This is a genomic window from Psychrobacter pacificensis, assembly GCF_900101915.1.
Taxonomy (GTDB): Bacteria; Pseudomonadota; Gammaproteobacteria; order Pseudomonadales; family Moraxellaceae; genus Psychrobacter; species Psychrobacter pacificensis.
The window spans coordinates 68,161-89,775 of the sequence record NZ_FNAL01000003.1; the positions used below are offsets into that span (position 1 = coordinate 68,161).

General features: G+C 39.8%; 18 protein-coding genes. 4 read left to right on the forward strand and 14 right to left on the reverse strand.

Going from position 1 to position 21,615, the window contains the following annotated elements:
- Nucleotides 1–4: 4 nt before the first annotated feature.
- Nucleotides 5–1,108: a pyrimidine utilization protein A gene (gene rutA / locus BLR43_RS02775; protein WP_093068623.1), complete on the reverse strand. Its 1,104-nt coding sequence runs from the start codon at nucleotides 1,106–1,108 to the stop codon at nucleotides 5–7.
- A gap of 469 nt (nucleotides 1,109–1,577) precedes the next feature.
- Here rutA and BLR43_RS02780 point away from each other — a divergent pair, with 469 nt between their 5' ends.
- Both BLR43_RS02780 and BLR43_RS02785 read left to right on the forward strand, forming a co-directional pair.
- On the forward strand, nucleotides 1,578–2,213 hold the full coding sequence (locus BLR43_RS02780) for a TetR family transcriptional regulator C-terminal domain-containing protein (protein WP_227674147.1): 636 nt from the start codon (nucleotides 1,578–1,580) through the stop codon (nucleotides 2,211–2,213).
- 318 nt (nucleotides 2,214–2,531) lie between these two features.
- Nucleotides 2,532–2,972 carry a hypothetical protein gene (locus BLR43_RS02785; protein ID WP_143007407.1) on the forward strand — a complete coding sequence of 147 codons (441 nt, stop codon included), beginning with the start codon at nucleotides 2,532–2,534 and terminating at the stop codon, nucleotides 2,970–2,972.
- A gap of 43 nt (nucleotides 2,973–3,015) precedes the next feature.
- Here the strand turns inward: BLR43_RS02785 and BLR43_RS02790 are convergent, their stop codons facing one another.
- From BLR43_RS02790 to otsB, 6 genes are read right to left on the reverse strand one after another with little or no spacing between them, the layout of a single operon-like run.
- The gene (locus BLR43_RS02790; protein WP_093068628.1) at nucleotides 3,016–3,690 is read right to left on the reverse strand and encodes a glycosyltransferase family 2 protein; all 675 of its coding nucleotides are present in this window, start codon (nucleotides 3,688–3,690) and stop codon (nucleotides 3,016–3,018) included.
- Between the two features lie 44 nt (nucleotides 3,691–3,734).
- Nucleotides 3,735–4,460 carry a class I SAM-dependent DNA methyltransferase gene (locus BLR43_RS02795; RefSeq protein ID WP_093068631.1) on the reverse strand — a complete coding sequence of 242 codons (726 nt, stop codon included), beginning with the start codon at nucleotides 4,458–4,460 and terminating at the stop codon, nucleotides 3,735–3,737.
- The gene (locus BLR43_RS02800; protein WP_093068633.1) at nucleotides 4,444–5,304 is read right to left on the reverse strand and encodes a PIG-L deacetylase family protein; all 861 of its coding nucleotides are present in this window, start codon (nucleotides 5,302–5,304) and stop codon (nucleotides 4,444–4,446) included. The genes BLR43_RS02795 and BLR43_RS02800 overlap by 17 nt, the downstream gene beginning before the upstream one ends.
- Nucleotides 5,292–6,377, reverse strand: a complete 1,086-nt coding sequence (locus BLR43_RS02805) for an acyl-CoA dehydrogenase family protein (RefSeq protein WP_201587513.1) — start codon at nucleotides 6,375–6,377, stop codon at nucleotides 5,292–5,294. The genes BLR43_RS02800 and BLR43_RS02805 overlap by 13 nt, the downstream gene beginning before the upstream one ends.
- Nucleotides 6,378–6,396: 19 nt before the next feature.
- Entirely contained in the window at nucleotides 6,397–7,959 is a 1,563-nt protein-coding gene (locus BLR43_RS02810) for an alpha,alpha-trehalose-phosphate synthase (UDP-forming) (RefSeq protein WP_093068636.1), read from the reverse strand.
- Nucleotides 7,960–7,980: 21 nt separating this feature from the next.
- Complete coding sequence (gene otsB, locus BLR43_RS02815; protein ID WP_227674148.1) at nucleotides 7,981–8,868, reverse strand: trehalose-phosphatase; 888 nt, start codon at nucleotides 8,866–8,868, stop codon at nucleotides 7,981–7,983.
- 400 nt (nucleotides 8,869–9,268) lie between these two features.
- Between otsB and BLR43_RS02820 the strand changes: the two genes are divergently transcribed.
- Nucleotides 9,269–9,631: a hypothetical protein gene (locus tag BLR43_RS02820; RefSeq protein WP_075107616.1), complete on the forward strand. Its 363-nt coding sequence runs from the start codon at nucleotides 9,269–9,271 to the stop codon at nucleotides 9,629–9,631.
- Between the two features lie 592 nt (nucleotides 9,632–10,223).
- Here the strand turns inward: BLR43_RS02820 and BLR43_RS02825 are convergent.
- Complete coding sequence (locus BLR43_RS02825) at nucleotides 10,224–10,673, reverse strand: hypothetical protein (RefSeq protein WP_093068641.1); 450 nt, start codon at nucleotides 10,671–10,673, stop codon at nucleotides 10,224–10,226.
- Nucleotides 10,674–11,222: 549 nt separating this feature from the next.
- Here BLR43_RS02825 and BLR43_RS02835 point away from each other — a divergent pair.
- A protein-coding gene (locus BLR43_RS02835; protein ID WP_093068646.1) for an IS3 family transposase occupies nucleotides 11,223–12,388 on the forward strand; the annotation gives its coding sequence in 2 pieces (ribosomal slippage) (nucleotides 11,223–11,481 and nucleotides 11,481–12,388; 1,167 coding nt in all).
- Between the two features lie 345 nt (nucleotides 12,389–12,733).
- Here the strand turns inward: BLR43_RS02835 and BLR43_RS02840 are convergent.
- The 6 genes from BLR43_RS02840 to BLR43_RS02860 form a co-directional block, all read right to left on the reverse strand.
- Complete coding sequence (locus BLR43_RS02840; protein WP_071002014.1) at nucleotides 12,734–12,955, reverse strand: hypothetical protein; 222 nt, start codon at nucleotides 12,953–12,955, stop codon at nucleotides 12,734–12,736.
- A 73-nt stretch (nucleotides 12,956–13,028) separates the two neighbouring features.
- Entirely contained in the window at nucleotides 13,029–16,358 is a 3,330-nt protein-coding gene (locus BLR43_RS02845; RefSeq protein WP_167669375.1) for a tyrosine-type recombinase/integrase, read from the reverse strand.
- Complete coding sequence (locus BLR43_RS13565; RefSeq protein WP_167669376.1) at nucleotides 16,345–18,843, reverse strand: site-specific integrase; 2,499 nt, start codon at nucleotides 18,841–18,843, stop codon at nucleotides 16,345–16,347. The genes BLR43_RS02845 and BLR43_RS13565 overlap by 14 nt, the downstream gene beginning before the upstream one ends.
- Complete coding sequence (locus BLR43_RS02850) at nucleotides 18,840–19,355, reverse strand: hypothetical protein (protein WP_093068650.1); 516 nt, start codon at nucleotides 19,353–19,355, stop codon at nucleotides 18,840–18,842. Before BLR43_RS02850 ends, BLR43_RS13565 begins: the two co-directional genes overlap by 4 nt.
- A gap of 372 nt (nucleotides 19,356–19,727) precedes the next feature.
- Nucleotides 19,728–20,153: a LexA family protein gene (locus tag BLR43_RS02855; protein ID WP_093068652.1), complete on the reverse strand. Its 426-nt coding sequence runs from the start codon at nucleotides 20,151–20,153 to the stop codon at nucleotides 19,728–19,730.
- A 16-nt stretch (nucleotides 20,154–20,169) separates the two neighbouring features.
- Entirely contained in the window at nucleotides 20,170–21,480 is a 1,311-nt protein-coding gene (locus tag BLR43_RS02860) for a Y-family DNA polymerase (RefSeq protein ID WP_093068655.1), read from the reverse strand.
- Nucleotides 21,481–21,615 lie beyond the last annotated feature (135 nt).

Consider the following 21,615-nt stretch of genomic DNA (forward strand, 5'->3'; position numbering starts at 1 on the left):
TTTATTAGGCTTCGCTCATGGCTTGGCTGGCCACTGGGGTATCAACATTGATACGGCTTTTCATCAAAGGTTGAATTTTGCTGCCAAAATCTTCTACGCCTTGCACGAAATCATCAAAGGTCAATAAGACGCCATCCGTACCTTGTACTTCAGCGATTTCGTCTAACATGCTGGCAACATTTTCAAAGGAACCGACCAGCGTACCCATATTGATATTGACTGGTGAAACGCTTGAGGCCATATGACGAATATTGGTATCTTTGCCTGAGGTTTTGTCCTTACCACCTTGCGACTGCAACCAATCAATGGCTTCAAAGTCCGCACCATCATTGTATGATTGCCATTTTTCCTGCGCTTTTTCATCAGTCTCATCTGCAATGACCATAAAGAGGACATAAGTGGGAACATTGCGGCCTGTCTGATCTGTATGTACTTTTAAGCGGTCATTAATACCAGCGTAGGCAGTTGGCGTGTTTAGCCCTTTACCAAAGACAAAGTTATAGTCAGCGTATTTTGCAGAGAACGCCAAACCTGTATCTGATTGACCCGCACAAATAATCTTCATATCCGCTTGTGGAATAGGCTTCACCTGACAATCATTCATCTGAAAGAACTCACCCTTCAAATCAGATTGGCCTGTCGCCCAAAGGTCTCTTAGGATTTGGACATATTCAGATAAATACTCATAGCGCTTACCAAAATAATCGTCGCCTGGCCACATGCCCATCTGTCCGTATTCTGCTTCTTGCCAGCCAGTCACGACATTCAATCCAAAGCGTCCGTTCGAGATACTATCAAGCGTCGATGCCATTCTGGCTACGATTGCGGGCGGCATCACTAACGTTGCTGACGTGGCATATATTTTTATTTTGGACGTGACTGCTGCGAGTCCTGCCATTAAAGTAAAGCTCTCAAGGTTATAATCCCAGAACTCAGTCTCACCGCCGAAACCGCGCAGCTTAATCATTGAGAGCGCAAAATCAAAACCGTAATGCTCGGCACGTTGCACAATTTGCTTATTAAGCTCAAATGTTGGCTTGTACTGCGGCGCGTTTTTTGAGATTAACCAGCCATTGTTACCAATCGGACAAAAAATTCCTATTTCCATGAGGTCACCTATAGATTTCGAGAAAAAAGAAGAAAAATATAAAAGAGATGAAAATTCTTTTATGTTTTTATTAGAGCAAAACTCATGCCATGTAATTTTATTTATATTTATCAATAACTTATATTTTTTTTACCCTAAATTTTTTAGACCATATGGTTTAAAAAAATGTATAAAAATAGTGCGGACTGTTATAAAACGGTGCGGTTTGTTATAAAATAGTGCAGAAACACTTGAGTAAGGAATTTTGATGGTAATCTGAACAGAGTGAGTGAAATCAGTGGTAAAAAGGACGCTGGTGAGGATTGTCGCTACGATTAGTAATCCATAGACAATAAGGTGTTGATCGCTGCTGAGCGATCAATATTGGTCAATAAATGGCGCTTGTAATTAATTATCTTGACCATTTTTAAATTGAATCAATGATCATCTAAAATTAGGTTTACACGACTTTATAATGAAGGACATGACAGTGAAAGACAGCGTGCTAAGAGAAGAGGCAGAAACGAGTTCAAAAGTACTAAAGAAAAAAGCACATATCATCAAAGCTGCATTGATCGTCTTTTCACAAGAAGGACTAAATGGGGCACGAATGGAGAGGATTGCGGAAGAGGCTGATATTTCTAAATCAAATATATTTTATTACTTCGACAGTAAAGAGGTTCTGTATATTGCTGCTTTGGAAGCGGTGCTGAGTGAATGGTTGTCCCCTTTGAGCAATATTAACGTCAACCAAGATCCAAGAAATGCGCTCAAAACTTATATCGAAGAAAAATATAAGATTTCAAAGAAATCACCTGCAGCATCGAGACTATATGCATTAGAGATTATGCAAGGAGCGCCTCACTTAATGGGGGTGCTGAAGGGGCCTTTAAGATATTTGGTGCGAGAAAAGGTGGCAGTGATTGACGGGTGGATTGCGGACAATAAGATTAAGTCCGTTTCTGCGATCCATTTAATTTTCCATATTTGGGCAGTCACTCAGCACTACTCTGACTTTTCTACGCAAACTGAAGCTATTTGTAATCATAGTTTAAGAAATAAGAAATTCGCTAATGATGCGTTAAACACTAGCATTCAACTTCTTGTAGATAGTTTGATTATATAATTTGATATTGGTGTCGATATCTTGCATTTCTATACCGCCTTTGCTGACATAGTTATTGAATCCCGTTTGTAACGTATAGTCAATCTTGGTAATTGCTCCGCCTATGAGTGTGGTTTTGCCACCATTGACGGAGAGGCTAGAGCCTGCGTCTTTTAGATCAAGATCAGCATTAAAGCCCAGGATCTTCTGCTTGCTATCGTAGGTAGCGATGTCTTATTTTGAGATACGAAAAAAGCTACGATACATAACGCATCGTAGCTTTTGATTACTATTCAGAACTTTAGATCCTCACTTTAAAAAATTTGGGACTGGTCTATTATGTTGATAAGCGCACTCGATTCAAACATAAAAAACTTGTGTGTTTTTTTACTTTTAGGTGTTTGCATCTTAATGTTGTTAGCGCCATTATTTTCATGGAAATACCAACCTTCTAAGTCACTGACTAAAAGATTATTAATAGCACTCTTTCTTATTCCATTTTTTTTATATTTTTTATTTGATATGTTTCATACAAATGATATTCAAAAAAATAATATTTTGCTCTTAAACTTTGACAAGTCTACGGAGAGTATCTTGCTTAGCGATAGTGACAATACAGAAATATCGAATGAGTATGCATTTGCCTCTGATCTCATTCATGTCGAGAATAATGACAAGGGAAAGACAATAGAAAAGAGAAGCAACAGTAGTACTTATAAGGTGTTACCTGTTATAGAGAGGGTAGATAAACCTAGTGAAACCGAAAGAGATATTTTTTAATTTCAGTTTTTAGTAGCTCTGAATCATAATAGGTTTAATATGACTATGACCAGCTGACTTTTTCAAGGTTTGCTAAAAATGCACCAAAACCCTCTTTTGCTCGAGCTTGCAATCGACTACTGGTCAATACACGGACGCGATTGCTCCAAGTAATCGTATAGCGCCGTGCTCTAAATCTATTGACCAGGTCCACATCTTCATGACAAGTCAAAGGCGCAAAGCCACCAGTGGCTAAATAAGCGTCACTGCTGAAACTCAGATTTGCCCCATGAATATGTCGGTGCCCCATCTTGTCTTGATAATGCGTAATATAAGCTTGTTGTGTTTGTGATGACAAATGCCCCCAGTTATTGATAGACACCACGCCGCAAATCATATCGGCCCTCTGCTGGTCAAGATGTTCCATTTGCTGCACTAACCAATCCATAGGCACTGTTGAGTCAGCATCGGTACAGGCAAGCCATGTTGCCCCATGAGCAATTGCATGACGAATGCCAAGATCTCTCACTTGTCCCACGCACTGATAATAACAGCATAAGTAATCAAACCCTGTCGCTTGGACAATTTTCAATGTGTCATCAGTACAGCTATCTAGTACTACCAGTACAGAAGCAGTGAAAGTTGAAGGTAACTGCTCGATTGCAATCTGTATAGACGCCAGGCACTGGGCGATAGTCTCTGCTTCATCATGAGCAGGAATCACAATACTAATTTTCATAATATCTACCAATCCCGATATAATTTAAGATTATTTTTGGTTTTCTATATTAAGTTTTCTTGCATAGCAACTGACGTGGAAGAACGTTGCCAAATATCTAGTAAAAAATCGCTATCTATCATTTGGCTCTGGTGGTTAAATGAGTGCTGATTTTTGTTGTTGTTAGTAAATACCTGATGTAAACGCTGATGTACGCTTTCACCTGTCATTGCAAAACCATCAATAGCATAGCGCCAGTGGCAGCACAGCAGAGTACCATTTAGGGCAAGATTGTGTAGTGCCCAGTTGATGACCACATCAATATCACTGGATGACAAATAGTATAAAATCTCACTAATAACGATTAAATCAAAGGGTGGTTGATTGATCGAAGTATTTTCTGATAGAGGTTTCCTCTGTTCCAATAACTCTTTTAAAGAAAATAGTTTATCGGGAACAATACCTTGTATGACTCTAGCATGAGGTAGTGCTGCTAAACGCTCTTTAGCAAGTTTCACTGCTTGATGGTTGCCATCGATACTGATTAAATCCTGACAACGATGAGCCAATAACTCACTTAGTACGCCATTACCGCAGCCCAATTCAATCGCACGTTCATAGTGTGGTTGGGGTAGTAGCGCCAAGCAAGTATTACGTTTTCGCTCTTCATACCAACGAGTTTGATATTGCCATGGGTCGGTATTGTCATTATATAATTCGTCAAAATATGAATCCGAATAGGCGCTGTACTGACTAGAATTAGCCAAGCTTTCTTTAGAGGTATGGTTCATATATATAAACTTCCCAAGGTTGGCTGATTCGAGTAATCGTTTGCTTAGTTAGAATGGGCGAGTTGCCTGTACTTACATCTTCAGTAGTTTGGCTTTTGAAGCAATGGATAGCATCGATTTTTTTCTGTAAATGTTCAGGCGTTAAATCCATTCTCACGGCATATTGCCAAGGGATACGACTGTCATCAGGCGTTGCCCAATGCCATGCCCATATCAGTACTTGATAGCAGGGCAGGCGATTTTGTTTGGCAAATGAGGTGACCACGCGCCCTGTGGCTTCGTGGTCAGGATGCCCGTCTCGTGCGAAGGTGGTGACTAAAATATCGTTAGGCTGGAGGATAGTCACTAATTTCTGACGAAAGAGAGCTTGTTGCGCGAATACATCCCCATCTGTTAAATCTAAAGCAAGTGTCGTAACCTGATGGCTCACATCCAACGTTTTTAGAGCTTCAACACTTTCTTTTGGACGGAGGGTGTTAAGCTGTTCTGGAGAATAAATCTTCGAGTCGGGATGACTTTGGGTACCATTAGTTACGTGGATGAGAACTATGGGATTGCCGTTATCTGCTAGTTGCTGCAATAATCCACCACAGCCTAATATCTCATCATCAGGATGCGGTGCAAAGATACAGACGCGTTGATGGGAGTTAAAGCTTGTCTGAATATTTAATTGAGGCAGTTTTCGTAATCCCATCCAGTTTTGCCATGTGTCTGGACTAGTACCAGATCCTTCAATAATACGGTCTCCTACGATTGGATGAGGATATCGAAGCAGGGTAGTAGACTTAACGTTATTATCTTTAAAGATAAGCTGTATGTTCTTATCTAATTCTATAGCTGCCATACGTTTGCCTGTCCATGAGTTGAATTGCTGTGTAAAAGGTTGGTCAACTCACCAATTTTTTGTAAGTCGAAAGCACCATGACTTTGTCGAATAAACACGGGAAGATCTGCTGATAGTCTTGCAAAATGAGCATTACGGCAAAATGGTGCGGCTCCCAATGCTTGACCCACTATCTCTACTGTATGGCGAGCGACTTTTTCAATTTGGGCTCTCAATTGACGTATAGCAAGCTCATGGCAAAGTGACGGTTCTGTGTCTATCAGATCGGCGGCGTAATAGAGATATTGTTGAGTAATTGCCAATGCAGTACCAATTTCACCTAAATACATGGCCTTGTAGTCATTCGGTTTTTGCTGATAAGCAGTGGTCAAATAGCTTGCTAGGCAAGCTGATGCGCCATACCAACACGCAGCAACCCCTGCAGCCCCGTGCCAAAACCCCGCACGATCTAGATAGGCATTCTCTTTTCCAACCAAACTCGCTGATACGCCACAAAATTTCACAGTAGCTGTATCTGTGGCTTGCATTCCTACTGCCTGCCATTCACTATTGTTAATTTCAATACCTGCCTGATGCATGTCTATAATCATTAGTTGTGATTGATTATTGCTATTGCGATAATTAACAAGGGCGTAATCTACCATGCCAGCTCCTGAACACCATGCTTTGTGACCAATGGCCTTTCCTTGCTCATAACGTAGAGGGTCGGGATGGCCTTCTGCTGCCCAAACGGCCCATAAACCTTTGGCTACCTTGCCATACCCAATTTCATTCAAAATACTTAAAGCGTCTAAATGCGATTCAAACCATTTGACAATCGTTAGATCAATACTTGCAACATACGCCAAAACTTGCCAGCGTATTAAAGTATTTGAAAGCCCGCTATGCTCAGCCATACCGCTTGCGGGATGAGGGATATCTTTGCTATAAGACACTAATATATCTAAAATTTTATGGCGTAATGCAGCGGTAAGATTAAGCGTACTCATTGCTTGGGTGTCAGTAGCTATTATTTTATCGACAGCGACTTTAATATCTTTTAATAAATCGTTTTTTATATTTGTCGATCGCATCAGAGTCTCCTAGTTATACTTATGAGTCAGACATTTGAACATTGGCGGGCTCCATGCTACTTATTTGACTGCTGCTTTCATTGTATAAATCATCCAAAAAACTCTGCTGCCAAATCTGCAAATTGTCTTTCTGTAGTCCTTGCAATAATGACCGATAACGAGACTGACGCTCTTCCAACGGCATCTTGAGGGCCGTTTTTAAGCCCTCTATCATGCTTTGCGGCTGATGGGAATCTATGATGACGGCAGCCTGCATTTGTTCAGCGGCTCCAGCATAACGGGACAGTAATAAAACACCAGGATTATCAGGATTTTGGGCAGCGATATACTCTTTGGCCACCAGGTTCATACCGTCTTTAAGCGAGTTCACCCAACCGACGTTACTTTGCCAAAACATCGTCATCAATTTCTCATGGCTCAATGCGGTTTCGCTATAGTTAATGGCTTGCCAATTGCTATTCTCAGACAGATATTGCTGATTGATGTCATAGACCTCTTTTTTGACATCATCGTAAAGACTTTGATACGTCGGCAAATCTAAACGACTAGGGCAGGCGACTTGTAATAACTGCAGGTGATTTTGATACGATGGATTTTGCGCTAAAAAATCACGATATGCTGCAAAGCGTTTTAACAGCCCTTTTGAATAATCAATCCTATCAACTGCAATAATCTGTTGAAAAGTAAGGTTTTTACTTTTATAAAGTGGGGTGGAGTGCAAGGGGATAGCGGAAGATAAGTGTTTAACCTGCTGCTGAATTTGTGTCACATTGACGCCTATTGGATAAGCATCAACCATTAAAGCGTGCTGAGATTTCAGCGCTAAATTGAGCGTCATTTTTGCTCTAGTATAGGTATAGGGCTGAGCAAAATTTCGCTTCATGTCTAACACATTTATCGGTGCGCTTGCTACAAGCTGGTCCTGTATAAAATGGTCTTTTAAGTAATACTGCAAGACATTCAAGCAATGAGTCCTGTCTTGCTGAGTCTGCGTACCCAACAAATCATAATGGGCCAAGTGATTAATGACCTCAGAACTTTGTTCAAGCGATTGCCAAAAACGTAATGAGGCAAATGGAATATGTAAGAAAAATCCGATACGATTGGTGATACCTAGCTGTCTACAATGATATGCCACGCTTAAAAAGTGATAATCATGAACCCAAATCACATCGTCAGGCTTAAGGATTTTCTTTAATTGTTTGGCAAAAAGCTGGTTTACGTCTTGATAGCCTGCGTAATCTTGGGATTTTTGACTGATTAAGTCGATTCGTTCGTGCAATAGTGGCCATAAGACATTGTTAGCGAAACCACAGTAAAATTGATTATATTGCTCAGTGGTAAGAGCTGTGGTCATATAAGTAATACAAGTGCCTTCACCTGTCAAACTGGCTGGCTGGCTAGTAAATGAGCCAGTAGAACCGTTAGCATTATCACCGCTCTTTACGACTTTACCGTTCCAACCCATCCAAACCACTGAGTTCCCTATCAATACGTTTTGTAGAGCTACTGCCAGTCCGCCAGCCATCGGTTTGTTGTCGAGCACCTTAACCCGATTTGATAAGGCAATTAAACGACTCATAAAATTGACCTCAACTTTTCCTTAATAGTGAGAATTGACTTTTATTACTCCAGATAGTGACCTATCACGTGTTTGGCAAAAACTTAGAAGGTTACGGAGTAAGTTTGTTACTTCCTTAATATCGTTGACATAATAATGAGCACAGGTCGACTCCCTTCCTACTTTAATGCCTAGCCCTTTTGGTGGTTGTTCTAAGCCTTCTACTATCTTTTTTGAATCTTGTATGGCTCTGAAACCGGCTTCATCAGTAATATCATCACCAATAAAAATTGCACAAGTATCATTGCTAGCTTTGTTCATTATTTTGCCTAGTAGGTATAGAATGGCAGTCCCTTTATTTACACCTTTTGGTACCGCTTCCCAAACATATTTTCCAGGTTTTAACACCCAATCAGGATAGGGTTTTAATACTTCCTTCATCAGGCGATAAGCCTCATCAGCCAAAACGGGATTCTTTCTGAAGTGTAAAGCGACGGAATAAGGTTTACTTTCTACGAAGAAGTCGTCATAGAGGGCACAAGAGCGGAGGATATCTTGCTTTATTTTATCTAGTTCTAAGGTATCAATAAAAAGCGTATTTACCTCATTCAGATCTTCGTCTTCGAATTTACTAAAACTACTATTTAATGCTATTTCTAGACCGTGAGTTGCTGCAATCGGTAACTCTATAGGTGCCAGTAAACTTCTAGCTTCAACAAGACTGCGACCCGTTACAATAGCGACTACAATGCCATGTTTTTGTAGTTCCCGTAATATACTTAAAGTTGAATATGGTACGATGCTATCTTTAGGGTTTAGTGTAAAATATGAAAGCGTACCGTCTATATCTAAAAATAAATAGCAATTTTTCTGATGTTTTAGATAATCTACTAGTAAATTCGGTTGCATATATATAGGGTGACTTTCCATACTAAAAATAGTTCCTGAAGTAATACTTCCTTATATGTTTTTTAGCTTATAGATTCCAAACGCTTATAGATAAAAATTGATAATCAGTAAGTTTTTTAATAATATAGTCATAAAAAAAGCCAAACATTGTCAGCTTTTATAGTAAAATTACTAGACTTTTGTAATTAATTAAATTTATTACACAGTTTTATTTTTAAGTTAAGGCTTATTTAAAATACTGTAATAAATTTTATTTTAATAGCCCGATATAACTATATTACTTAAAAAAGCTATTAAAATTTAACAAAAACATCTTAGTCGGCATATGTATTAATATTGGAATTCATTTAAAGTAATAGTTAAGTAGAAATATTCAATACCATAATTAATGGTTTATCTTAACTTTATTAAGGATATTAAAATGAAGACAACAATCTCTAGCCATTCACTTCAAAGTAAACTATGGATGGCATTACTGGTCAGCGTTGTAGGACTTAGTGCTTGTAGTAATGAAGTGGAAGAGACTCCAGATAGTACGATGGACACGACTGAAGCTACTGCTGCTGAAGTAGGGACGGACTCTACTATGGGTGAAACAACCACGGATATGGACATGGCCGATACAAACAGTCCTATGGATCCAGCTGGTACAGCCACTACCGACACAATGATGGATAGTACCACTACCGATGAAATGATGGATGGCTCAGTCACTAGTGATACAACAATGGTAGACGAAGACAATACGAGTTTCAATCAAGACCCAGTAGAAAGTGCTCAATAAATCGTAGATGTCAGAGTAGAATCGACCTATATTTGGATTAAACTTAAAGTAGGGATAACAACTTATCTTAAGATCATAAAAATTAATAAGTTGTGTGCTGAATACTTAGCAATACCAACGGCTTTACTATAATAAGAAAAGTAATTTTCTTATTATAGTAAAGCTGTCTTTTTATTGAGAGTTAGGTTCAAATAGCTTTGATAATTGAAAAGCATGACTTACTCATTAACTTTTTATAGAGATATCAAAAAATTCTGATGAGTATTAAAAAGTCTATCCGATAAAAAGCGTGATATATCAGGGTAAGCTCAATCTTTTACAATGTGCTAAAAGAAACTATCAAACTCAACTATAGCTATAGGCTATTGATAGAAAAAAGCATAGCGTCTAGTCTCATAGTTCAAAAGTCTGTTATAGATGGTTCCATTATATCAGTCTGTTTTAAGTAGTCTGTTAATAGGTTTTTGGGGTGAAATAGCTGGTTCTGCTGGGGTATAGTCAAAGTTTCTTGCTATATATTTTGATGAGTTGAACCTAAAATATATGCTTTGATATTGACATAATCAATTAGACAGTGCGGTTGATTTTGAGCTTAACTTGTGACTTTTTCAAGAGGTATAGTCTTTAATTCTATTTTTTTGCATTCAAAAACTATTTCTGTATCACCTAATAAAAATAGTGAATGTATGATATTACTATCAGGCATTACGTCTACTTCATGTACCATTATGGTGATTGGTAATATACAACAATTGATATTAACATTCACAATACCGAAATAGATGATTTCTATTAAATCTTTGCCTTGTCTTTGCTCGATCTTCAACGAAATCCTATCATTTTCTAAATCATAATAAATCGTCTGGATTATGCCTTTATTAAGCGTCTTCTCTCTATTATCTATTCCGTTTAAATCACTTGATAAAATCGGGCTTAACTCATCCCTATGTTTAAGTATCTTAGGAACTACTTCATGATAGTAGTACGTAAAATCCCAAGTATGCTCTCCATAAGAATTTACAAAGTGTTTGATGTATTTCATTATAACTATCCTTACATCTGACCCTACCGTTAATCTAGTAGGAAGTAACTTGAAAAATTTTCATCATATAGTAGTTCGATGCCTGTATAGCGCACCGATCACGAATAGAATATGTATGGTAGGTACACCATGAAGTACACTGTGACTATTTCAGCGAGTTAAAACGTTGATACCATTAGCCCACAGCCAAATATTCAAGTCCTCACTAGGGTACTGTATCCTTTTCACTCTATAAAATCCATAAAACGCCAAACCCAGTAATAAAAGAATGCTATAAATATAATAAAACCCGTATTCATATACGTATTCATACCCTTTATAGTGTCTAAAGTCCCCTGATAAGTGATTACCTCATTAATTTCAGCTTCGACATCTTCCACATTAAGACTTACCATCTGTCTAATTCCATTATGAAACCCTAGAAAATCTTTCTGTATATACCACCCTATCACGGCTTTTTTACCTTCAATAGGTTCTAAATATTTGAGCTATGCTGAAGAAACCGTACAACTAAACTTGGTAAACTAAGCGTATTAACTGGAGTTTACCATGACCAAGAAAGTAAGAACCTACAGTGACGAATTTAAAGCAGAAGCCGTTAAGAAGATAGCAGACAATAACGGTAATGTTTCAGCCACAGCCAAGCAACTTGGCATAGCGATGCAAACGTTATCGAACTGGCAGAACAAAGCCAATCAAGGCAAGCTTATTGGCACAGAGCAATATGATCCTGATCTTATGAGTGCTCTTCAAGAAATAAAGCAGCTCAAGCGGCAGCTTAAAGTAGCTGAAGAGGAGCGCGAAATTCTAAAAAAGGCGACGGCGTACTTTGCAAAGCACAGCTAGTCAGGTACGCCTTTATCAAAGATAACCAGCACTTCTTTAGCATCACCACTATGTGCCGCGTGCTAAGTGTTAAGCATTCAAGTTACTACGACTGGCTGGGTCGTAATCTCAGCGACCAACAGATACATCGCAATCAGTGTGAACTACTGGTTAAAGTCGCTCATACTCAGACCAAGCAGTGCTATGGCGTAGATCGACTGCATGCCCACCTAAGAGCGCAAGGGTACGATATCAGCCAATATATGGTTAGGAGCATCAAAGAAGAATACGGCATTAAATGCCGTCTTCACAAGCGCTTTAAAGTCACCACTGACTCCGATCATAACAAGCTGGTTTATCCAAACGTGCTGGATCAGAAGTTTGATGCAAACCGTCCTAATGAAGTATGGGTAAGCGATATTACTTATATCTGGACTGCTGAGGGCTGGCTGTACTTGGCAGGCGTTAAAGATTTATACACCAAAGAGCTTGTTGGTTATGCGATCAACAAACGCATGACTGCTGATTTAGTATGCCGTGCACTCAATATGGCAATTAAAAATAAACGACCCAGCAAAGGGCTAATCGTTCACTCTGACAGAGGCAGCCAGTATTGCAGCCATGCCTACCACAAGATCGTTAAGCAGCATCAGTTTACAGGTTCAATGAGCGCTAAAGGTAATTGCTTCGACAATGCTCCAATAGAAAGCTTCTGGGGCGTCTTAAAGAATGAGCTGGTATATCACCAGGATTATAAGACTAGATTTACAGCTATCAACGATATCATTAGATACATCGAGCTGTACTACAACCAAACAAGGATTCAAAAGGGCTTGGGCTATAAATCGCCAAGACAGGTGTGGTTTGATTATTATCGTCAGGCTGCGTAACTAAAATCTCCCAAGTTTAACTGTACGGAATTGACAGCAGGGATCATTTTTTGCCAAAACAAGAGGAGCCAGTGTCAAAAGCTGAGTAGCTGCACCCATATACTTCTTTACGGTTAAGGTCATTGAGATCTAATAACATAAAAATGTGATTTCCCTCACCAACATTCAAACTACCTACAATACCTTCACTATAATTAAGCTCAGACTCTAAAGGGAAGTCTCTACCTTGCCAACTCAGTATTGCCCAAGCTATTAGCGATATCCAAGTTAATAGCAGAATGACTATTTGAACTTTTCTAGTTAATGTTAATACTTTGAATTGCTTCAGTCGTCTTGTTAAGTGTCTCACTCAGTATCAAGCCCTTTTACCAAATCTGCCATTAAATCCTTATCCGTTTGTCTGCTCAAAAAATCCAACAGATTATCGGCTGTATATTCCCTTAAACCGTCTAATGAATCCTTCTCTAAAGCATCTACAAGAACAGCACCCAGTAGTATTTTTTGCTGTGTCAGCTTCTTATCTAATTTCTGTTTTTCTTCTAAATCACCACTATCCAGCAAGCTCATATTTTCCCTTAAACTAGCAAATCTATTTATTCCGATAACCAAGCTCATTTTAAAAGAATTTAATGTAAGAAACTTAACTCAAAATAGATAGCTTTTCATCTGTAATGAGCATCATATGAATAAAAAACCGTAGTAGCGGTGAGTATTGCCATTTGTTCATCTGCTCTCTATGGTCTTGACTAGCAATACCGATATGGAGAGCATTTTTCGACTCATTAGATTGTTGCTTAATGTCTTGATAATCAGTAGATGACATAGTTTGCATCAATAGATCTTCGTTGCTACTTACCAGCCAACGTTTCAAAGGCAGCAATTTCTCAGCAATATCAATGAAACGCTGCAATTCTTTTTCATCTCTTTTTCCAAATGGTAGGTATGCTCTGCTAACAGACAGTTTTTCACGACATATCTCAATAAACCAAGTCCAGTCAGTCTCTGATTTTTCTCGTAGACGATAGGCATTACTTAACAAAAGCGAGAGCAATCTTAAATCACTTTGGTATTGAATGTTCAGTGGACTCAGTACAGGGGTATTTGAATCTGATAGCTTAACAAAGCGAGGTTTGCCGCGTTTGGTAGTGATAGCGGCAACCTCGCTTGCACGTTCTATTAGAACCTTTGCATCGTGAATAGAGATATTTGCTAACTGGGCTGCTTTACTTAAAGGCAGCTCTTCATCATAGGCCTGTAATAGCAGCTGTACTCGATTTAGACCATAACGACCAAACAATTCATTATTGGCTGGCGTATTGGTACTCAAGAGAAATTTCTTATCACAGTTCTCTATCGTAAATTTTGGTGACTTGCGTTTGCCTTCTATAATATTTTTAAATAAAAGTGTACGAATACTAGGTATGCTGACGCTACTATTACGAACATTCGCATTATTTTCCTTAAGCTTTTTGTTTGTAAACCCTGTTACGTTATACAGCGTCCGCTCTGGCAATGTTATATCTGCTTTACTAAGCGCATAGGTCGCCATCAGTGTGGCAAAGTGGTTGTAATACTCAAAGCTCCGCTCAGGCGATAAGTGTCCCATAATACCTGAGAGAGCATACCAGCGATCTTGTGCATTGATATGCTCTCCGAGTATGCCTTGTTTGATGCGAAGTACATCGCTTTCGTCATAATCGGTAAGGGCTTCTACGAGATCTGAATGGCCTACTAGCACCAGAGATAGGTTACTCACTGCCGTATGCCTAAACCCATGAAAAGTATGGTCTGTAACATTATCAGCTACCGATATGTCTTTTAAGATTCGTTTGAGTAACTTTAACGGAACATGGTCATCAATAGGGCGTTGCTCTGATGATAAGGTAAAGATAAATTTGTTTGAATTGCCGCCGATATTACTTTGCACAAAGTTAATAAAAAAACTCAGTTCATTAGGCTTTAAGAGGGCAAATAAGGGAACGCGGCGAATACTACTTTGAGTCTTAGTGGGACGATAGCTATTGGGCCTGATCACCACTGAGGGTGTGGCTGCCTTTAGACCTTCGATGTCATTATACTTAAGTCCTAACAGCTCTTTTTTGCGCATCCCAGTACGATAGACTAAGATAAATAAAAGCGCGAACATCTCCCGCTCCAATATATCTACAGAACCCAGTATCTGCGTAATAATGGCTTGGTACGCTTGCGGTGATATCAGCTCCGCACGTACACGCCGACCATTTTTGGAGTGTTGGAAGTTCACGGAGGGTAGGTTGTATTTGTCCTTAGCGAAATTGTGCATACTCTTCAATAAATTGGCAGAGTATCCAATGTCAGTATTGTTACGTACGACAGCTTTGTACTCTAAAATATCTTCATAGAGCTCTTCAAACTCTTCCTCTGACCAAATATCAAGCGGCTGCGCTGTTGTAAAATATAGCCATTCATAGCCTATAGCTCTAAGATATTTCAAAATAGTTACGTTGTTCGGTGGTCCTTTTCGGCTTAGCAAACTGAGTACCCAATCTAATAAAATCTTTTCACTTAAGTCATCGTATTGCTTATAACGTTTTTGTACTCTTTCGATAAGGGTAGGCGGCTTTTTACTGGTTTTTTGCTTTTTCTGTTTTTCATCCATTTTGAAGTCTTTAGTCAGATTCATAATTAAATCAGACTTTCTAACCTCTATCTTTTTGGTAGAAAGGTTAGTTTTTTCTTTTTGATTAGTAGAGTTTTTGCTGATAGACAGCGTTAAAATATGTTCTAGATCATAAGGTTCATTTGTATGCTGATATTTCTGATTCAAAAACCAATAAAAGTCCTGCGTACTCAGTCCTGCAGTGTTATGCATACCTTGCAGTACCCCAACTGAGGCATGATCAATATCAGCGTCATCGAGACCCTCCCAGTAATAACTGGCGTAACGTAGAAACCTTAGAAAGGGAGGCAAGTCAATATTTAAAGGCTTGATCAAATCAGACAAAACCATGGTCAAGTATTGTTTGATCTTATCTTCTGACAGCTTGGCAATGATATGTGTGGTCTCTGCTGGACTGCTGCTTTTATGGTAATTCATCAACCAACACTGACTGACCATATCTACAACGATTTGCTTGGTGTTATAAAGCTTGTCACTACCTTCTTCGCGCTCGTTACCAAAGCACTTTTGCACAAAGCGCGGCGAGACCATTATCCTTTCTTTGATAAATGGCTGATATTCTTTGGTGAGCAATGAGATAAGCCACCCTTGAAGCATTTGTACCTCATTGATACCGCCATACACAATCCCTGAGAATATCAACCAGCCTATAATCTGATCTTGGCTATAATCGGCTGTTTGCTCCCAATGATGCTCTACGGCGCAAATAATTTTGACCAGCGCCTTACCGTCTTTTAACCAAGCTGTATTTGTAATTAGTGGATTAGTTTTAGTAGGCTGTGGCGCGATTATCTTAGGATAGTGATGCTCAGCAAACATATAGTGCTTATTTTGATAGTCAATGAACTTAACGATGACTTGCCAAACATGTTTGAGTGTTCTAGATGACTCGTAAGCTTTTGCAATTTTGTTTTCAATGATTGACTGAAACTCATCGAATCCTTCTTGGGACAATGGTTCCAATTGCCTGTAAAGCTCTATCTGAAACTGGCTTAAAGATTGACTCCAAGATAGCCATAACAAATCAAAATAATCGCTAGAGCTTGGCGAAAATGAAAAGATGCGCTCATTGGGCCAAAGCGCTTGTTGGTAGTATTTATTGAAAGACTGTATGAATCCGATACTTCCAGGATGAATCCTTTTCAATGACTCCCATTCGGTTTGTAAGTCGGCGAGTAGCTGTATCTCACGTGTCCTTGCCGTGTCACTGTTTTTGAGTATAGATGGGTAAGGCACGTAGCGTTTTTTTCTACCATCAAACTTTGCTAAGCCATCAATGATTTTTGGCAGCTGTATTTCATTTATTAGCATGATCAACCTCTGCAGTGCTTGTGCCGACATGATTTGACTTAGGGTAATGATTGATTGTGATATCTGATAACCCAAGCTGTGCTGCGATCTTTTCAAACACGGACGCCACACGCTTAATATCTGCTTTACTACTTGATGAGAAACGTCCCAATACTTCTTGACGAGCCTTTTCATGACCAATAACTGTGTTAATCAGCGATAAGGAAACGCCAAGATTTTCAAGCTGCGTACGAACAAAGTGGCGTGTCCAATAGGGATTGGCGTCAATGATGTGTTTGGTCATATGATAAGCATCGCCACGCTTAATGTCTTTAAGAGTAGGGGATTTAGCAGTAGGAGCTCGTTCATACAACAGCTTTAATAGTGCTTCATCATTACCCAAACGGATATTGTCAATGATAGCGCTGATGTCATGATAACCTTGATGCTTTGCCTGATAATTAATCAAATACGCTCTATAGTCTGTTAGATGGCGTATCAGTGTCGGGCATAGCGGAATGAGACGATCACTTTTGACCTTCTTAACAGGCTTGTCATTGATGAGCAGCCAACCCATATCAAGATCAATATCGTACATTCTGCCAAGACCGTTGTTTGGTCGCACGCCGGTTAAAAGGCAAAAGACAAACCATACAAAAATACTGGTTCTGTTAAAGTGCTCCTCATCGTTTGAACTTTGATCGGTCCAGTACTTCATCTCATTTATGATGTCGCAAACTGTTTCAATCTTCAACGCAAACCCTGAGCCCACCGTATATTTATGCCAAGCGGTGATATAAGTTAAGTCAAAATCACTGTTGCTATTAAGTATACACAGTGCTGATTTATAGTGAGCCATAAGTGCTTCGCTAGTGTGGCTACTATAGTACATCGCAGGAGCATGGGGCGCAGGCGTGCGACAGATGATATCGGCGATATGCGCATGACAATCAGGTGTATAACGAGAGAGCACGACATGTAGTGCGGTCTCTATACGATTGACAGACAGGTAAGGCAATCCAATGCTACTACGTAAGGCGGCAAGATAAGCTGTAAAATCTTCTTTTACCGGCAACTCGCAAGCAAGCAGGTTGTCTATCAGCCATGACGGCAGTGGAACTTTGATGGTATCAGAATGATTTTCATAATCCCCTTCGGCCAGCGTTTGGCTTGTCGATCTTTTAGTAATACCTAAACTGTGTTCAATGTAGTATTTTTTACCTTTGATTTTGAAAATATTAGGATGACCGATATAGCCGGGTATTAGTAAGGATTTGACTGGCAACCCAGTAATCATAGATAACAATAAAATACCAGCACAGGTTGTATCAGTCTCTGTTTCTAATAAGGTGCTTGCATCCTGGTTGAGCGCAGCAAATAATGCTTGGTAGCCGGCAAGGGAGAGTAAGCGCGTGTTAGAGTTGAGCGCAAGATTGCGCTGAGACATATAGTTTTGCTGTAGCGATAAATCTATAGTTTGGAGCGGTATAGAGTATTTGATTAACGGGTTTGGATATTCGCCATAGCTGACATAGGGTGCCTCATGGTGATCAATACGCTCTTCAAAGCTGGTGGTTAACCCGTTATGGCTTTCAATATTAGCTTCTAAAAATGCAAGATCTATGGCGATAGCGCTGTGTTCTATATCGTCACGTGTGCTACCCCATGCATCATTGCTGGACGTAGTATTCCAGTTATGCCTAGTTGCAATGGTGTCTACAGGATATTTTGATGTGTTATCTGCTAGGTTGATAGCTTTAACTTTAATGTTCTTAGGTAGCTTTTTACGCTTAGGTTTTGGCTTCTGTGGCACGTGCGCGTGTTGATAGGCAGTCGTTATTTTCTCTATTTGGCTGAGTTTTGCTTTTGCATCAGATTTATCCTTTGCTACTTCCTCAGTATCAGTAGCTGGGTTGTTTTTTAGCGCTACTAACGCGGATTGTCGCTTTTGTAATAGAGTATTAAATACCGACAATATACGCTCTATACTGATCTCAGTTTGAGCAATATCAGGAAGTGCCTGCCACAGCCACGTGCGTCTAGTAGATGCTGAGAACTGCGCCATTTTAAATTGCATGAGTATGTTTTTAGTGTCAGTTTTTTTGTCAAGGGTGATAAGTAAAGCTGCGGTGTGCATTGCTATGGATAACCAAACGAGCTGTTGCACTGATTGATTTAACTGCTGTTTGATGACGATATCCTGCATTAGGATAAGCAGTTGCAGAATCAGTGGTTTTTCTGCCAAATCTGTACGATTGATCTGCATATATTCATCGGAAACGGGTCTGGCTTGTAGGGCTTGTACAATCGCTATTGAAAAACCTTCAATCGCGTTTTCATTGGCCTGATAACTATCATGTACTGTGCTAACAATAGTGGAAATAGCGTCTATGACAGTTTTTGGGTAATCAAATGTTTTATCCTCTTTTAAAGCGTCAATAGTCTTTGTCAAAGTTTCCAATGGCATCTGTCTGTAGCTATATGAGGCGTTATTATTTTGACTCATGATAATACTCCAGAGCGGCGTTTATGATAAGTCTGCTCAGTAATATGCAGAAGCTCACAAAACTTCGTAACTGCAAAAATATTTTTGTTAAACAGCTGCTGATTCCTCTGTTTATCTAAGCTACTTTTGAGCTGTCTATAAATGAGTTTGATATCTAGCTTCTTGTTATGCTGAGCAATCAATTCAATCAGCTCATAAAAACTAAGCTCAAAATCAAAATCATCTTTTGGAATAAAGCTCACAGATACTTTTTGACCGAGTACATTAAAATCAACATCAGGACTTTTAATAAGGTGAAAAAGCTCAAAATTGTTGACCATAAACTGCTTCTTATCTTCCTTGATAAATAATGTAGGTCTAGTCAAAGCAGCGCTACGCTCAATTTTAAGGGCATCAGTAATAAACGGTCTGATATGACAAGTATAAATATTAAATAGATCAAGGACGCCTTCAAATATGAGCACAGGAGTTGTCTGCAGCTTGGCAACTGATAATGATTTTGATGGCTTCATGCATACCTCGCAAAGCTAATAGTTTATATGGTCGATAAGCTCTGTCTATTGACATCTACTCCTATCTTACTATTACTTGCGAGCAATTAAGTCTCAATTTTTCAACTACACGACAGAAGGTGACGCATCCTTTTGCTTTCAGGGTTACTTATAGAAGAGCTATGATAATTTGCTCTGAAGCGCTTTAGAAATGAGCTAGAGTTAGCAAGCACGTGGATAGGGTAGACAGAGTGGAATTCTAGGACAACGGCTTACGGATCTTAGATAGAGCTTTACCGGTATGCTGCTTAAATATTAGGATCAAGAGCTTATATGACATGGATGCAGATTGGTATGTGATCTTAGGACATAAAAAGAATTTTTTATTATTTCTCACCTCTTAAACCGCCTAACACTACTCACTACCACTCCAAACAGCTCAAGCGACCCTTTCACCACGATATCGGCATAGTTCTCATTATGAGCTCGTAAGATAATATGCTCACCGAGTATCAGTTGCTTGGCCGTAAAGCCATCATCGACTAGTGCAATCACGATATCTTTATTCCTAGCGCTTAATGAGCGATCCACAATCAAGATATCATTAGGATAGATACCCATATCGATCATGCTATCGCCTTCGACTTCTACCAAGTAGGTTGTCGTTGGGCTATGAATAAGTAGTGTGTTTAGATCAATGCGGTTTTGCACATAGTCCGTCGCTGGACTTGGAAAGCCTGCTTTAACTCTATCGCTGTATAAAGATAGCAATACCGTCTCACCTTCGTCAGTCAGCCTTCCTATTATCTTAACGCTCATTGAGTCCACCTTTGATTTAATCTACTTTGGGTATTTGGTTGATATTTGTGGTATAGCACGGCGATAGCATGTCGCGGCTCATTTTCCATGACTGCTTATCTTTAATGCCTTCGCTTGCGATAAACACAGCAGACTGCTGATTACTGTTTTGACCATATCTTTTATTGAGCTGATCCATAACGGCAATAACCTCTGCGCTCTTTGAGGCACTTTGTTGGTTGGTTTGATTGTCGCTACTATCGTCTGCAAACAAGTCAGGCTGTACCTCATCATGCGGGCAGATATCGAAGAGCATGACGCCAGCTTTGGCGTAGCGAACATCTTTTTTAAAGATCTGAGTCAATATCTGCCGAGCAGCGGCTACCATCACTCTAGTATCAGCGGTTGGGGTTATAAACTGACATTGTCCGGATATAGAGGTATAACTCTCTGTTTGACTAAACGAGCTATTCTTAGCAAAGACGCTTAAGTAATGACAAACACTGTCTTGTTTACGCAGCTTGCTGGCCGCTTTTGCCGCATGACTACAGACTGCTTGACTCAGCTCATCGGGGCAGCTAATGCGAGTGGAGAAAGAGCGAGAAGAGATAATCTGCTTCTTAGCCTCTACCGCCTCAATACCAAGACAGCTTTGACCATTAAGCTCTAAGCAGGTGCGCTCGAGTACCACCCCGAAGTGCTGTCTTATTTTCGCAGGCTCACAGACGGCGAGCTGATAAACCGTATGAATACCCATCTCATTAAGTCTGACCTTATAACGACGACCCACACCCCATACCTCACCAACATCAGTGATCTGCATGATACGTCTTATCCATCGAAGATTATCTAACACGCAAACGCCTTTAGTAGCGGGGTGCTTTTTAGCAGCATAATTGGCAAGCTTTGCCATGGTTTTAGTACTGCCCATACCCACACATACTGGAATGCCAGTATACTGCTCGACAATAGCTTTGAGCTTACGCCCATAGCTATCAAGATCCGTCATTGCAGTAGGATAATCAGCTAAGTATAAAAAGGCTTCATCGATAGAATAGACTTCAACAGTAGGACACAGCTTCTCAAGGGTGCTCATGACTCTGTGAGACATGTCAGCATAGAGGGTGTAGTTAGAGCTAAAGACGGTAACATCGTTTTGCGCGCAAAACTCTTTGACCTGAAAGTATGGTACGCCCATCTTGATACCGAGCTGTTTTGCCTCACTGGAGCGAGCGACCACGCAGCCATCATTGTTAGACAGTACGACCACTGCCTTACCTCTTAGATCAGGGCGAAAGAGCTTCTCACAGTTGGCATAGAAGCTATTGCAATCAACAAGAGCATACATGGCTGTCTCAGTAGATGGATGGCATAAAAAAAAGCATAACCAATCACGAGTATTTACGTGATCAGAGATGCCTTTGATTGTAGAGATAGCGAGCTTGAAAATTCAAGAGCGAATAAAGGGTAGACGACGATGGTT